14 protein-coding genes and 1 tRNA gene are annotated in these 14,870 nt (G+C 62.5%); 3 read left to right on the forward strand and 12 right to left on the reverse strand.

Translation table 11 applies throughout. The features are described 5' to 3' along the window. Positions 1-25 precede the first annotated feature (25 nt). The 3 genes from KFF05_13000 to KFF05_13010 are packed head-to-tail and all read right to left on the reverse strand — an operon-like array spanning position 26 to position 2,486. On the reverse strand, positions 26-970 hold the full coding sequence (locus KFF05_13000; GenBank protein ID UTW50849.1) for an EamA family transporter: 945 nt from the start codon (positions 968-970) through the stop codon (positions 26-28). Continuing rightward, positions 967-1,791 (reverse strand): alpha/beta fold hydrolase, encoded by an 825-nt coding sequence (locus KFF05_13005; protein ID UTW50850.1) that lies wholly within the window; start codon positions 1,789-1,791, stop codon positions 967-969. Before KFF05_13005 ends, KFF05_13000 begins: the two co-directional genes overlap by 4 nt. Further along, the gene (locus KFF05_13010) at positions 1,788-2,486 is read right to left on the reverse strand and encodes a GntR family transcriptional regulator (protein ID UTW50851.1); all 699 of its coding nucleotides are present in this window, start codon (positions 2,484-2,486) and stop codon (positions 1,788-1,790) included. The genes KFF05_13005 and KFF05_13010 overlap by 4 nt, the downstream gene beginning before the upstream one ends. A 315-nt stretch (positions 2,487-2,801) precedes the next feature. Here KFF05_13010 and amt point away from each other — a divergent pair, with 315 nt between their 5' ends. Next, on the forward strand, positions 2,802-4,862 hold the full coding sequence (amt, locus tag KFF05_13015; protein ID UTW50852.1) for an ammonium transporter: 2,061 nt from the start codon (positions 2,802-2,804) through the stop codon (positions 4,860-4,862). A gap of 30 nt (positions 4,863-4,892) precedes the next feature. On the opposite strand, the gene KFF05_13020 is transcribed toward amt, so the two are convergent. Then, positions 4,893-6,452, reverse strand: coding sequence for a DHA2 family efflux MFS transporter permease subunit (locus KFF05_13020; protein ID UTW50853.1), 1,560 nt, complete (start codon positions 6,450-6,452; stop codon positions 4,893-4,895). 181 nt (positions 6,453-6,633) lie between these two features. After that, positions 6,634-6,864: a hypothetical protein gene (locus tag KFF05_13025; GenBank protein UTW50854.1), complete on the reverse strand. Its 231-nt coding sequence runs from the start codon at positions 6,862-6,864 to the stop codon at positions 6,634-6,636. Between the two features lie 438 nt (positions 6,865-7,302). Between KFF05_13025 and KFF05_13030 the strand changes: the two genes are divergently transcribed. After that, positions 7,303-7,653, forward strand: a complete 351-nt coding sequence (locus KFF05_13030; protein ID UTW50855.1) for a killer suppression protein HigA — start codon at positions 7,303-7,305, stop codon at positions 7,651-7,653. 20 nt (positions 7,654-7,673) lie between these two features. After that, complete coding sequence (locus KFF05_13035) at positions 7,674-8,762, forward strand: ImmA/IrrE family metallo-endopeptidase (GenBank protein UTW50856.1); 1,089 nt, start codon at positions 7,674-7,676, stop codon at positions 8,760-8,762. Positions 8,763-8,874: 112 nt separating this feature from the next. On the opposite strand, the gene KFF05_13040 is transcribed toward KFF05_13035, so the two are convergent. From KFF05_13040 to asnB, 7 genes are all read right to left on the reverse strand, one after another. Then, positions 8,875-8,951 (reverse strand) — tRNA-Met (locus KFF05_13040). A gap of 182 nt (positions 8,952-9,133) precedes the next feature. Next, positions 9,134-9,328: a hypothetical protein gene (locus KFF05_13045; GenBank protein ID UTW50857.1), complete on the reverse strand. Its 195-nt coding sequence runs from the start codon at positions 9,326-9,328 to the stop codon at positions 9,134-9,136. 186 nt (positions 9,329-9,514) lie between these two features. Next, positions 9,515-10,012 carry a hypothetical protein gene (locus tag KFF05_13050; GenBank protein ID UTW50858.1) on the reverse strand — a complete coding sequence of 166 codons (498 nt, stop codon included), beginning with the start codon at positions 10,010-10,012 and terminating at the stop codon, positions 9,515-9,517. A 96-nt stretch (positions 10,013-10,108) separates the two neighbouring features. After that, positions 10,109-10,921 carry an isocitrate lyase/phosphoenolpyruvate mutase family protein gene (locus KFF05_13055; protein UTW50859.1) on the reverse strand — a complete coding sequence of 271 codons (813 nt, stop codon included), beginning with the start codon at positions 10,919-10,921 and terminating at the stop codon, positions 10,109-10,111. Between the two features lie 21 nt (positions 10,922-10,942). Beyond that, entirely contained in the window at positions 10,943-11,938 is a 996-nt protein-coding gene (locus tag KFF05_13060) for an oxidoreductase (GenBank protein ID UTW50860.1), read from the reverse strand. A gap of 90 nt (positions 11,939-12,028) precedes the next feature. Next, positions 12,029-13,075, reverse strand: coding sequence for a dihydroorotase (pyrC, locus tag KFF05_13065; protein UTW50861.1), 1,047 nt, complete (start codon positions 13,073-13,075; stop codon positions 12,029-12,031). 3 nt (positions 13,076-13,078) lie between these two features. Beyond that, positions 13,079-14,857 carry an asparagine synthase (glutamine-hydrolyzing) gene (gene asnB, locus KFF05_13070; GenBank protein ID UTW50862.1) on the reverse strand — a complete coding sequence of 593 codons (1,779 nt, stop codon included), beginning with the start codon at positions 14,855-14,857 and terminating at the stop codon, positions 13,079-13,081. Between the last annotated feature and the right edge of the window lie 13 nt (positions 14,858-14,870).

Genomic DNA, 14,870 nt, shown 5'->3' on the forward strand with positions numbered 1-14,870 from the left:
TTACACAGTGCAAAACCGCGAATCCTTAGGCTTGATTGTCCCGCCGTAGGGCAAGCGCCGCCAGCTTGGACCAGTAGATTTCGATCACCACGGACCCGGTAACGACGACGATCGCCACCGCCTGCAGCACCGACAGCTGGTCCCCCAGAAAGACCATTGCCAGGGCCGCCGCGATGATGGGCTTCAGAAAGAACAAATAGCTCGCCCGCGTCATATCCACCGCCGCCGCCAAGCCCCCGAACCACAGAAACTGGGTGATCGTCGTGTTCCACAAAGCCAGGGTCAGGATCCAGCCCCAGTTGGACATCGGCCGATCGAACAACGTGAGCGGATTGACCCAGATCGAAAACCCGAAACCGACCCCGACCCAAAGGCCAAGGCCGCCGATCATCATGGACAGCGCCGTCACGTCCAGCGCCCCGTACAGGGCGATGACCGGCTTGACCCGAACGGCATAGAACGCGCCGATCGTCGCGCAGGCCAGCGCCAGCAACACGCCCCAGATCGAATCCCGTCCGCCCACCAGCTTGTCCAGCACACCATCCGTGATCAGCAGCACCAACCCGGCGACCGCGCACAGCCCGGTGACGATCTTGACGGCGGTCAGCGCCTGACCGCCGATCACCCTGTTGGCCAGCCCGACGAAAATGGGAACCGTCGTCACCACGGTCGCCACTTGAATCACGGTCGCGAAATCCAATGCCCAATGGAACGCCAGGTAACCGAAGGAAACCCCGACGATCGACAGCCACAGCATCTCCCAGGCATGGGTGCGCAGGGGCAGGAACAACTTTCGCGGACCCGTTATCAACAGCGCCAGGACCATCAATCCCGCCCCACCGAAAAGGTAGCGCCAAACGGACAGTTCCGGTCCGGAGATCCCCGACCCCACCGCAACGAATTCAGAAGACGCATGCCCGAGCACGCCCACGAACACCGCCAGATAAGCGAACCGTACCGGAATGTTCACTGGCCGGCCCCTTCGATCTCGGCACCAAAACGCGCCAGGCTCTCGGCAAGCCGGTCCGGCCGCTCCAGCGGCAGCAAATGCCCGGCATCCGGCCAATCCTCGCGCCGTGCGTCGGGCAGGCGCTTGTACAGGCGATCGACGACCTCCGCATCCAGGAACACCCGATCCTGATGACCGGTGATCACCAGGGTCGGCAGGCTCAGGTCCTCATAGGTGATGTCCCAATCCGTGGCCCTGGCGTTGCGCATGAGGTTCATATGCCCATGGGCCGGATCCATGGGCGCATAGTCGCCTTTAAGGAAATTCGCCCGCGATTGCGCTGCGAATTCCGGGTTCACCAGCAGCGGGAACAGGGCGTCCATGAACAGCGGCACGCCGCCGGAGCCGACGATGACCTCCATGGCGTCATTGACCCAGGCGATGCGCGGGCCGATTTCGCGCAGGGTGTTCAGCAGCACCAATCCCCGGGCCGGAACGACCTTCCGCAGGACGGCCTGAGCGGCGAACAGGCCGCCGATGGACAGACCGGCGAGCACGGGATTGCGGGGTGCGCAGGCCCTGAGCAGGGCGCATAGATCGTCGACGATCAACGTCGGTGTCAGTTCGGTCCCAGTTGCGAAGGGCGCCCCTTCCTGGCCCCTGAAATTATAGCTGAGCGTGCCGAAGCCGCCGTCCCGCAGGCGGGGTGCCACCACGGCTTCCCAAGCAGCAGTGCTGCCCGTCAGGGCGTTGACGAAAACGAAGGTCGGGGCGCCGTCGCGCGCCGGTTCGTGGTGGTCGTAAGGCAGGGCGTCGTCTGGCCCCAGGGTCAGGCGTTTCATGCGGTGGGAGGGTCCTTCGTCAGGCTGGCCTCGGCGGTGGTCGCCGCGGCCTGGGTGTGATGGGTGGATAGGCGTTCGGCCTCGGGTGCATCGCCGGCCAGTACCGCCGCCAGGATGGCGCGGTGTTGCACCCAGGGTTCCGGCCGACCGCCGGGATGGGTCAGCACGGCCTGCATCGAGCGGCGGAAATGAACCCAATGGGGCCGCGTCACATCCTCGATCAGCGGATTGCCGGACAGCCGGTAGAGACCGACGTGAAACTGCATGTCGGCGTTGATCCGCCGGGCCAGATCGCGGGGTTTCTCGACGCCCCCCGGGCCAAGGTCCTGATACCGGTCGGCCAGGTCTCGCAGGCGCGCCACCTCGCCGGGCGCGGCCTCTCCCCGCGCCACGCGGCCCGCGGCCAGACGCGCGGCCAAGCCGTCCAGGGGACCGCGAATTTGATAAAGCTGCACGACCAGGGCCGGGTCCATGGGCGCCACCGTCAGGCCCTTGCGCCCAAGGGTGACCAGGACCCCCTGCTCCTTCAGCACGTTCAGGGCATGGCTGACCGGCTGACGCGACACGCCCAGTTCTTCCGCCAGCTTTTCCTGCGCCAAACGCTCGCCAGCCCGGTACGCGCCCTGCAGAATGGAATCGACGATGGCGTCGCGCACGCGTTCCGCCAGGGCAGGCATCGGATCAAGTCGGGGCATCACATCACGCCATTACTGAATTCCGTGTTCTGAATTCAGTAATATATCTGGCGAGAACTGTCAAAACCCGGCTGCCGCAGGCCCGGGCCCCGTCTTGAAAAAGTCCGTTTTTGGCCTTGTCCAGGCGTCTTGAGGGCCGTAAAGTTTCCTTTATGTTGCAATGCAGCATTATGCTTTTTCTCCATACGATCCAATTTCTCCATAGAAGGAGCCTTCCTTGCAGAAATTTCGATGCGGCGCTCCGGCGATGCCCCGACCCGGGCATATCAATCCCGTCCCGCCTGAAGCCAAACCGCTGAACGCGGGCGGGGCCTGATGGACGCAACGAAAATCGACATCGTCTGGGTCCTGACCGCATCGGCCTTGGTCTTCATGATGCAGGCTGGGTTCTGCTGCCTGGAAAGCGGTTCCGTCCGTTCCAAGAACTCGATCAACGTTGCGGCCAAGAACTTCGCCGACTTCTGCATCTCCGCCGGCGTGTTCTGGTTCGTCGGCTTCGGCCTGATGTTCGGCGCCAGCTACAACGGCCTGATCGGGACGGAAAATTTCCTGTTCTCCCTGAGCGATCCCAAATCGGCGACCTTCTTCGTCTTCCAACTCATGTTCTGCGGCACGGCGACGACCATCGTCTCCGGGGCCATCGCCGAGAGGGCGCGCTACTCGGGATATCTCCTGATCAGCCTTGTCGTCGCCCTGCTGATCTACCCGATCTTCGGCCATTGGGCCTGGGGCGGTGCCTTCGGCGGTGATCCGGGGTGGCTGGTGTCGCTGGGTTTCATCGACTTCGCCGGCGGCACGGTGGTCCATTCCATTGCCGGTTGGGTCAGCCTGGCCGCCGTGATCATTATCGGCCCCCGCACCGGGCGGTTCGACGGATCGCGCACCCCTTTTCGCAGCCACTCGCTACCGCTGGCCGCGCTCGGCGTGTTCATCATCTGGGTCGGTTGGATCGGGTTCAACGGCGGCAGCACCCTGGCGGCAACGGACAAAGTTCCGCATATCATTCTCAACACCGTCATTGCCGGCGCCTTCGGCGGCCTGGGCGCAATGTTGTTGGGCCCCATCATGATGAAGCGGCTTGACGTTCCGACCATGCTCAACGGCGCGCTCGCCGGTTTGGTCGCGATCACGCCGGCGGCCCATTGCGTATCGACCGCCGGGGCGGTGACCCTGGGCGCCGTCGGCGGCGGGCTCTGTGTGCTGACCTCGCTGCTGCTCGACCGCTGGAAGTTCGACGACGTGGTCTATGCCTTTCCCGTACACGGTGTCGCCGGTGTATGGGGCACCATGGCCGTCGCCCTCCTGGGCGACCTGGAAACGCTCGGCACCGGCCTCGACCGATGGGGACAGTTCCTGGCCCAGGGCATCGGCGTTCTGACCGCCGCCGTCTGGGCCTTCGGCGTCAGCTATATCCTACTGTCGCTCATCAACAGGTTCGTGCCGCTGCGCGTGTCACCGGAGGCCGAACGCATCGGCCTGAACGTCAGCGAACACAACCAGTCGACGGAACAGCTCGACATTCTACGGTCCATGGAGGTGCAGCGCCTGACCGGCGATTTCTCCCGGCCCATTCCGGTCGAGCCCAATTCCGATATCGGCGACATCGCGCGCCAGTACAACTTGGTGCTGGAAAACCTGTATTCGGCGAAAATGGAGGCCGAACAGGCCAGCAAGGCGAAATCCAACTTTCTCGCCTCCATGAGCCATGAACTGCGCACGCCGCTGAACGCCATCATCGGGTTTTCGGAAATGATCAACCGGCAGTATTTCGGCCCCCTGGGATCGGAGAAATACCACGAGTATGCCGGCGACATCATGCACTCCAGCCGCCATTTACTGTCCCTGGTCGACGACATTCTCGACTTGTCGAAGATCGAGGCCGGGCGCAACATCCTCAACCGGTCCCTCATCGATATCGCCGCCCTGTTCGACGATTGCCTGCGCGTCGTCACCGGGGCCATCGACTGCAATCAGATCTATTTCGACATCAAGGTGCCGGAGACGGTCTCGCAGCTTTTCGCCGACGAGCGCGCGATCAAGCAGGTGGTTCTCAACCTGTTGTTCAACGCCGTGAAGTTCACGCCGCCGGGCGGACTGGTGACCTTGAGCGCCCGAGAGGAGCCGGGCCGCCATATCCTTGAGGTCTCCGATACCGGCAAGGGCATTCCCGACGAAAAGCTGGAACGCGTGATCGAGCCGTTCCAGCAACTGCATTCCGACCCGCACATCGCCCAACTTGGCACGGGACTTGGCCTGTCCATCGCCAAGGCCCTGACCGAAGCCCACGGCGGTGAGCTTCAGATTGACAGCCGTGTCGGGCGTGGCACCACCGTGCGGGTGCTTCTGCCGATCCGCACGGCGGCCGACACGAAGTAACAGGCCCAACCGGACGGTCGCGCAGCCGCCTTATTCCTTCGACCGGGAGCGCCCCAAAACGATGGCCGGGATCAGGGTCAGCGCGAAGATCAGGGCGACTTGGCGGAACGAATCGTGGAACGCGAAGGTATTCGCCTGGGCGTAAAGAACGCGGCCCAGGAAATCCAATGCCATGGCGCTGTCGGCGGGGGCCGGCACACCACCCGCGTTCAACAGGTCGCGCACCTTGTCCAGCATCTCCGCCGTCGGCCCCTTGGCATTTGTCTGGGTCGCGGTCAGGAAATCGGCGTGATAGGCGGTGCGCATTTCGATCGTCACGGCCGTCAGGTTGACGCCGAAGGCGCCGCCCATCTGACGGAAGAAATTGAAGGTACCCGCCCCTTGCGCGATCTTGTCCGCCGGCACGGCGGACAGCGCCGCCTTGCCCATGTTGGGGGAAATCAGGCTCATGGAGCCGCGCGTCCACATGGCCAGCAGCGCCACCGTCACGAAGCCCGTGTTGACGTCGATGGTCGCCAGCGCCATGGCCGCCACGGCGAAGGTGCTGCAGCCGACGATGATCGGCCAATGAGGCGGAACCGCATCGGCGAGCCGCCCCGAGGCCTGCATCATCATGACCAGCAACAGCCCCGCCGGCACCAGGACCAAACCGGCCTTGGTCGCCGTGTATCCCTGGATGGTCTGGGTGAACAGGGGGATCGAATAGTTGGTCGCGAAATTGCCGAGCCCGAAGGCAAAGGCCACGGCCACCGCCGAGGCGAAGCGTGCATCGAGAAACAGCTTGGGATCAAGAAGCGGGCTTTTGGAGCGCAACTGAATCGCCACGAACAGGACCGCCGAGAGAATGCCGATCAGCATGAACGACAGGAATTTGGCCGAATCCCAGCCCCAGCGCTGGCCGTTGCCGATCCCCGCCATCAGCGTGATCAGCGCCACGCACAGCAGGATGAACCCGGGCCAATCAAAGCTCGGCTTCTTTTCCAGGGGATTGCGCGCGGGCATGAAGGTCAGCGCCATGATGGCCGACAAGGCGACCAACGGCAGCGGCACGATGAAGACATGGCGCCATGTCACCAGGTCAATGGTCACGCCGCCGACCAGCGGCCCGAAGGTGGGCGCCAGCGCGATCCCCATGCCGACGGTCCCGACGGCCAGGCCCCGGCGTTCCGGCGGAAATACGGCGACCGCCGTGGCCAGCGCCAGGGGCTGCACCAGGCCGGCGCTGAACCCCTGCATGATGCGCCCCAGGATCAGCACCTCGATGGACGGGCTGACCGCGGCCAGAACGGCGCCTGCGGCGAACACGCCAAGCGCCATCAGGCAGGTGTTCCGTGGCCCGATGAAGCGCGAGGTCCAGGAATTCAGCAACTGGCTGGCGACCATGGTCGTCAGAAAGGCCGTCGAGGCCCATTGCGCCAGGTCCTGACCGATGCCGAAGGCCCCCATGATCGAGGGGATCGAGACGTTGACGATGGTCGACGACAGCACCATCGTCATCGACGCCAGCATGCCGCAGGCCGTCGCCCACCAGCGATAGGACGGACCAAACCGTTCGAACTGTCTGGCGATGGCGGGATTGTCGGTCTGCACGCTGGTGTTATCCGGTTACGAGGGCATGCCGGAAAAGCCACGGGACGGTTATGCACTCGCCCCTGCCTGCCTCCCAGCGTTTGGGATTGTATACAAATCGCAGGCCCACGGGATGAAAAAAAGCAGGCCGCAAGGCCTGCCTTTCCTGTCGCGATCCGTCACACCGGCGGCGGGCGGCTTTTTACGCCTTGGCGATCGACTTGATCGGCGCGCGGGTCTGGCCCGAACGCTCGGCGATGTCGTTGTCCTGCTGTTCGATGGCGGCGCGCACCAGATCTTCCAGGGCGTCACCATAGGACTGGTCGAGCAGATCCGTCGACACCCGGCGGTTCGAGGTCACTGTCCCGTCGCCGTAAGTTACATTGAACATGAGGAACTGAGGGCTCTTGCCCTTGGATTTCTTGCCGGCCATGTGGAGGCCTCCGTTAGACAGGTTTAAGGACGGGCCGAATTCGGCCACCCCAGGGTTATCTGTCGGAAATTAAGCGTCGGAAATAAGAGGCATCGTGCTCTTGGCGCAGGGCATATCGTTTTTTTGTCGAAAATGCAAATTCATTCAAATGAAAAGCCCCGCAACCGGTTCGGATCGTGGGGCTTGGGAATTGGTAGCGGAGGTCCGCTACCGCCAAAAACATACATTCGATGTCTTTGAGGTTTTTTATTGCTAACCAGCGCAACCTGAAAAGCTGGTGACACCTAAGGCGCGGCCAAACCGCCGAAGATCGCCCCTCTTATCTCAGCAAGAAATTTATTCAACCCCCAGTTTCCGAATAACACATTACGTATCACGTAATATATATTGACATTAAATCCATTTTTTGTTACTTATTGCGTATGGCATAAACAGGGCATGATGAAAATCACATTTCGCAACCCCTCCCTTGAGCAGCTTGCCAACGACCAAAAAGAACTGACCCGAAAATTCGGCATAAAAGTAAGCAAGGGAATAATGATGCGGATGGCCCTACTGGCGGCGGTCCCAAATTTGGGCTGCGTTCCGCATGGCCATCCGGAAAAATGCCATGAGTTAAAAGGAAACAGAAAAGGTCAGTTCGCCATCTATCCGGCGAACAAGGTAGGAGTGCGCCTCGTCCTCGTTCCAGAACACGATCCAGTGCCACGAAAAGAGGACGGTGGAATCGACCTAACCCAGGTTACAGAAATCATGATCTGGGAGATCGGTGACTACCATGACGAATAGAGCACACGGGAGAACGAGCTATGATCATAGGTGTTGGCGAATACACGCCAAATTACGCAGTTCCGCCTGGCTGGATTTTAGAAGAACGCCTTGAGTTGAGAGAATGGTCTCAAGCTGAATTCGCTCGGCGCTGTGGGCGTTCAGCAAAATTGATTAGCGAAATCATTGCCGGGAAGGCTCCAATCGAACCGGACACAGCTCTTGAGTTTGAAAAAGTCTTGGATTTAGACGCCAACGTTTGGCTTAACCTTGAGGCAAACTACCAGCTTCAACTAGCGAGAGAGCGTGAGCGTGAGAAACTCCAAAAAGCGAGAGAATGGTATAGGAAATTTGCCATACCAGACCTCGTTAAGGCTGGCCTATTCGAGCCTCCAACAGATGAAATTGATGGCACAAAGAAACTGCTCCGATTTTTTGGGGTCGGTAGCCTTAAAGGCTGGGAAGAAAAGATCGGCGCTCATGTTGCTCTCGCCCGGCACACCCCAGTGTTCAAGAGCTCCAAAGAGGCGGTTAGCGTTTGGCTTCGTCTAGGCGAGAAAGAAGCAACTCTGCAAGAATGCCAAACTTACAATGAAGGGCGATTTAAAGACGCCCTCTCAGAAATTCGGCTCCTCACGCGTTCCCAGCCTTCAGATTTCCACCCGAGAATGACCTATCTCTGCAACAACGCAGGCGTAGCGTACGCACCTATCCCTCCTTTGCCTGGGAATAGGTTGAGCGGCGCAGCATGGTGGTTAAATCGCAGAACTCCGGTGATTCAACTCACATTGAGGGGAAAGTCGAACGATATCTTCTGGTTCACATTCTTTCATGAAGCCGCACATATCTTACTTCATAGCAAGAAAGATACGTTCATTGATGAGGACAAAAGAGATGGGACTGCCTGCGAGGCAGAAGCAGATGCCTGGGCCCGAGATTTTCTGATCCCCCCCCAAGATTGGGGAGACTTCATAGCTCGGGGCATCTTCACAAAAACAGAGATTTGTAACTTTGCTTTTGAGCAGGGAATTGCGCCTGCAATCGTTTTGGGGCGACTGCAATTCGAGAAGAGGGTTCGTTGGAACAGCCCCTTGAATACGACGATCAAGCAAAGTTACGAAATAGTCTGACCGTCACCAGACGCATCATTTGATTGCGAGCACCTAGACGCATACCGAACACGAGAACGAGCCCAACAAAAAACCCCTGTAACTTATTGAAGTTACGGGGGTTTTAATAAATTGGTAGCGGAGGAGGGACTCGAACCCCCGACACGCGGATTATGATTCCGCTGCTCTAACCAGCTGAGCTACTCCGCCCCCGTGTTGGGGCCGGCCGCGGGTCAGAGACCCGTTGAACGGCGTGGAGGGATTTAAGGCCCTGTCGCGCAGGTGTCAAGAAAGACCTGCCCTACTCGGGGGCCTCTCTATCGAACAATAACAGTGCATCCGGCGGCACGCCGGACGAAATGGCTTAGAAGGGGCCGTTTCCGGCGTCCGGCTTAGCTGGAGCTCCAGCGCCAATCGCGGCCGTTCAGCGGGCCGCAGGCGTTGCGCGCCCCCTTCATCATGCGGGCCTTGGCGGCGGACGGGGCCTTTTTCGCCTTGTCCGCTGCGGCGCCACCGACCATTTCGTTCTGCAAACGCTGCAGTTCGGTCTGCTTGATGGTCGGTTTTCGGGTCTTGTCCTGGTCCACCGCACCTCTCCGTCAATATGTCAGGTTTTTGTCAGGTTGTGGAAGGCGACTCGTAGCAAATACCATCGAAAGAGTCATGTGATATGCATCACAAGCGTCCAATAAGCTGTGGAATATTCGCAAAAGCGAATGGCCGCCCTCCAGATGCGGCGGGCGGCCATTCAGAATAAGAATCAGATGCTGGTATTAACGAAAGGGCGGCGCGTCCGCGTCTGCCGAGCCGGTCAGGCTGTTCAGCTTGTCCTGCGAATCCTGTTGGATCGACCGGCTGAGATGTTCATGGGCCTGGCGCAGCAGGGCCTGGGTGGCGACCGGCGAGGCTTCGCGGGCGACGGGCTCCTGATAGCCGGGGGCCAGCCACGGCCGGTCCGCCAGATCGCCCTTGGGCAGGACGCGGACCACCGGTTCCGGGTCCTTGACCCAGGCGTTGACCATGGGTGGCGCCTGATACTGGGCCGGGGCCGGTTTGGGCGGGGCGTCATAGCGCGACGGATGCTTGCCGTAATAATTGACCAGCCGCCGGTTCTCGCCCGCCACGGGTTCACGGTAGCATTCCACGCCGCCGCCCAGCGCCGCGTAGCAGTAGGTGGGCTCGTAATCGGCGACGCCTTCTTCGTACTTGTCCACGTATCCACACGCGGTCAGCACGGCCGAAAAGGCAATGGCTGCGATGATCTTTCTCATGGGTGTTCTATCCCATCCTGCGTCAAAAACTCGTCCGACTTCAGGATGGCACCCGATGGTTAGCAATCTGTTAATTCCGGCCACCCAGGCAGCGCGTCACCCCCGCCGGAACAGCTTGACGAATTCCGGCAGCGGCGGCGCGCTGGTGGCGAAGCCGAAGGTCCCGGCATCAAGCATTTCACGGGCATCCGCCATGGCTTTGCCGTAGGCCGAGCGGAACAGCGAGCCGCCGACGCTGATGCGCTTGACCCCCAATTCCGCCATTTCCTGAAAATTCAGGGTCATGCCGGCGATGCCGCCCAGGACGTTGACCGGCCGGTCGACGGAGGAGATCACCGCCCGCACCTCGTCCGCCGTCTTGAGCCCCGGCGCATACAGAACGTCGGCGCCGGCCTCCTGATAGGCTTGAAGCCGCTTGATGGTGTCGTCCAGGTCAGGATTGCCACGGATCAGGTTCTCCGCCCGGGCGGTCAGCACAAAGGGCGGGTTGACCGAACGCGCGGCCTCGACGGCGGCCGTCAGCCGGTCGACCGCCTCGGCCATGTCATAGATGGCCTCGCCGTCGTAATCTTCGAGCGACCCGCCGGCGAGCCCGGTGCCCGCCGCAAGCCGGATGTTTTCCGCGACGCCTTCGGTGGTGTCGGCGTAGGCGTTCTCGAAATCCGCATTGATCGGCACATCGACGCCGGCGCAGAGCTCCCGGAAATGAGCAAAATGATTCTCGACCGCCGCGTCGCCGTCGACCTGCCCCCGGGACAGGTTATACCCCGCACTGGTCGTCGCCAGCGCCTTGAAACCCATGGCTTCCAGCATGCGGGCGGATCCCAGGTCCCAGGGATTGGGAATGATGAAACACCCGGGGTCGGCGTGCAGCTTTTGAAATGCCGCGACCTTGGCCGTCTGGTCCATGTCCATGCTCCCGGCCTGAACTCATGAATTGACGTCGATCACCGTGCGCCCGCGCAATTGGCCCTTGAGGATTTTCCCGGCCAGGTCCGGCAGGTCGCTCAAACCGGCCGTCTCGGTCAGCGCGTCCAGCTTGTCGAGCGGCAGGTCCTTGGCGATGCGGTTCCAGGCGGTGACGCGCCGGTCCTTGGGACAGGTCGCGCTGTCGATGCCGCACAGGTTGATGCCGCGCAGCAAGAACGGCAGAACCGTGGTTTCCAGCTTGAACGACCCGGCATTGCCGACCGAGGCACAGGTGCCCCAGTACTTGAGCGTCGCCAGCACCGTGTGCAGGGTCGGCCCGCCGACGTTGTCGATGGCGCCGGACCAGCGTTCGCGGGCAAGCGGCCCCTTGGGCGCTTCTTCCAGTTCAGCCCGGTCGACGATGGTGGTCGCCCCCAGATCCTTCAGATAGGCGTGGGATTCCGGACTGCCGGTCGACGCCGCGACCCGGTATCCCAGATTGGCCAGGATCGACGTGGCAACGGAACCGACCCCGCCGGAGCCGCCGGTGACCAGCACCTCGCCGTCGTTTTCCGGGGTCAAGCCATGGTCTTCCAGGGTCATGATCGCCAGCATGGCCGTAAAGCCCGCCGTACCAACGGCCATGGCGCGCTTGAGGTCCAGCCCCTTGGGCATGGGCACCAGCCAGTCGCCCTTGACCCGCGCCTTCTGGGCATGGCCGCCCCAATGAACCTCGCCCACGCGCCAGCCGGTCAGGATGACCTCGTCGCCGGGCTTGTAGTTGGGGTTGTCGGAGGCTTCGACGACGCCGGAAAAATCGATGCCGGAGACATGCGGATAATCCCGCACCAAGCGGCCCAGGCCGTTGATGACCATGCCGTCCTTGTAGTTGATGGTCGAATACTTGACGGCAACGGTGACGTCGCCCTCGGGCAGGCGGGCCTCGTCGATGTCCTGAATGGACGACGAAACCTTGCCGTCGGTTTCTTCGAGCAAAAGTCCTTTGAACGTGGACATGAGCGTGCCTCCCAGGGTCGGTGGTTCGGTGTGGATGGGTTGTTAATGGGTGTAGAGAACCGCCCGCCTCGGGTCAACGGGGGAGCGCGATCAGCCGGTCAACCGCCAGGCGAGGGTTTCCCCGCCCCGGAAGGAAACCAGGCGGCCGCCGTCCGGCAGGTCCACGGCCTCGGGCTGGTCCCAGGACTTGCGTTCCAGGGTGATCGTCGCGTCGTTCACGGGCAGGCCGTAATACGCGGGGCCATTGAGCGAAGCGAAGGCTTCCAGCTGGTCGAGCGCACCCGCCTTGTCGAACACCTCAGCATAGACCTCGATCGCCGCCGGGGCCGAGAATATCCCGGCGCAGCCGCAGGCCGTTTCCTTGGCATGGGCCGCGTGGGGGGCCGTGTCGGTCCCTAAGAAGAACTTGGCATTGCCCGAGGTCGCGGCCTTGACTAGGGCCTGGCGGTGGACCTCACGTTTTGCAATGGGCAGGCAATAAAGGTGCGGTCGGATGCCGCCCCGGAAGATATCCGTGCGGTTGATGACCAGATGGTGGGCCGTCACCGTGGCCCCAACATTGGGCCCCGCCCCTTCGACGAAGGCCACGGCGTCGGCCGTGGTGATATGTTCCAACACGACCTTCAGGCTCGGCAGGCGCGCCGCCAGGGGGGCCAGGGTCCGTTCGATGAACACGGCCTCACGGTCGAACACGTCGACGTCGGCGTCCGTAACCTCGCCATGCACCAGAAGCGGCATGCCGATATCGGCCATGCGTTCCAACACCGGCGTGACTTTGTCGATGGCGGTGACGCCGGAATCCGAATTGGTCGTGGCCCCGGCAGGATAGTACTTCACCGCCGTCAGCACGCCATCGCGGAACCCGGCGGCCAGGTCATCCGGGTCCGTCTTATCGGTCAGGTAAGCCGTCATCAGGGGCGTGAAATCGACGCCGTCCGGCACGGCGGCCAAAATGCGGTCCCGGTATGCCGCCGCCAGGGCCGCCGTGGTCACCGGCGGCATCAGATTGGGCATGACGATGGCGCGCGCCATCTGGCGCGCCGTGAAAGGCACGACGGCGGCCATCATGGCACCGTCACGGAAATGCACGTGCCAGTCGTCGGGCCGGCGGATGGTCAGGGTCTGTTGGTTAGTCACGGATTAGACGGCCTCTCCCAAGACTTCGAGGACGCCGCCCTTGGGCACGCCGCCCAGGATGTGGTGTTGGTGCCAGACGGCATAAAACAGAAGCGTCCAGGCGGCTTGCATTTCGCGTTTTCCGGCATTTCGGAACAGGCTGGCGACCGCGTCCGGACGGCAGATTTCGGCGACCCCCGCCTGGGCCGCGACAAGCGGACCCAGGCGCTGGCCCTCGGCCACGATCCATTCGCCCACGGGCACGGTGAATCCACGCTTGGCGGCGAACGGCCGGGCCATCGGCACGACCTTTTCCAACCATTTGCGAAGCAGCCATTTGCCACGCCCACGCCGCACCTTCAGCCCGTCCGGCAGGCCGAAGCCGAAAGCCGCCAGCTTGGTGTCCAAAAACGGCACCCGGCCCTCGACCCCATGGGCCATCAGGCAGCGATCAAGCTTGGTCAGAAGGTCGTTGGGCAACCAGTCGGCCATATCCACGGCCTGGACCCGCTGCAGAGGCGTCCAGCCTTTACCCTGGGCCTCTTCCCCCGCCATCTCGATACCGCCTCGCCAGGCGCGGGTTTCCTCGCGCAGGACGCCCAGGCCTTCCAGCGCCCCCCGTTCGCGCATGGGGCGGCCGCCCAGCAGGCGCCAGCGCGTGGCCCGGCGATAGCGGCCGTAGCCGGCGAACACCTCGTCCCCGCCCTCACCGGACAGAATCACCTTGATCCCGGCCGCGCGGGCCGTCTGGGCCAGTTTGTAGCTGGGCAGCACGGCATAATCGGCCGCCGGGTCATCGACGGCGGCGGCGATCTCCGGCAATAGGCCCCAGAAATCCGCGGCCCCGAATTCGACCTCGTGATGGTCGGCGCCCATATGGGCCGCGATCTCGCGGGCCAGGGCGCGTTCATCATGGACCTGGGTGCCCGAGAATCCGGCGGTGAAGGCCGTGACCGGCCGTTCGTTCAGGCGCGACATCATCGCCAACAGGACCGTGGAATCGATGCCCCCGGAAAAGAACATACCGTAGGGCACGTCCGAGCGCTGATGCACCCCGACCGCGTCATCCAGCAGATCATCAAGCCGCATCAAGGCATCCGACCGGCCCAGGCCCTTGGGCGGGCCTTCAGGCAGGGCCGACATCCGGTTGCGCCCGATCACCCGGCCCTTCTCGACGATCAGGGTTTCCCCCGGCAACACCCGCTCAATCCCGGCGAAAGGCGTTTCCCGGCCGGAAGAGAACTGCATCTGCAGCATCTCGTCCCGTGCCATGGGATTGAGGCGCGCCGTCGCCAGTCCGGCGCGGATCAGCGCCTGCGGTTCCGACGCGAAGGCAAAGGCCGATCCCGACTGGGTGAAGTACAACGGCTTGATCCCGAACGGGTCGCGGGTCAGCACCAGGCGGCCGCGCGCACGGTCGTGAATGGCGATGGCGTACATGCCGCGCAGATGGTCGGTGAAACCCAGTTCCTCGCGCAGGTAAAGCTGCAGCGGCACCTCGCAGTCGGACCGCGTCTTGAACGGCACCCGGCCCAGGTCCAATTTGACCTCGACGTAATTATAGATTTCGCCGTTGGCGACCAGGACCGCCTCGTTGCCGTCAGGCCCCTTGGCGGCGATCGGTTGGTCGCCCGTTTCCAGGTCGATGATCGCCAACCGCGTCTGGATCAAGCCCACGTCGCCGTCGACATGACGGCCGTGGCCGTCGGGCCCGCGATGGGCCAGGGCAACGGCCAGCGCGTCGAGAACCCCCGCCGGCGGGGCGGAGCCGTCTCGTGTCATGATGCCTGCGATACCGCACATGGGATGATCTTAC

The organism is bacterium SCSIO 12827, from assembly GCA_024397995.1.
GTDB lineage: Bacteria > Pseudomonadota > Alphaproteobacteria > Rhodospirillales > Casp-alpha2 > UBA1479.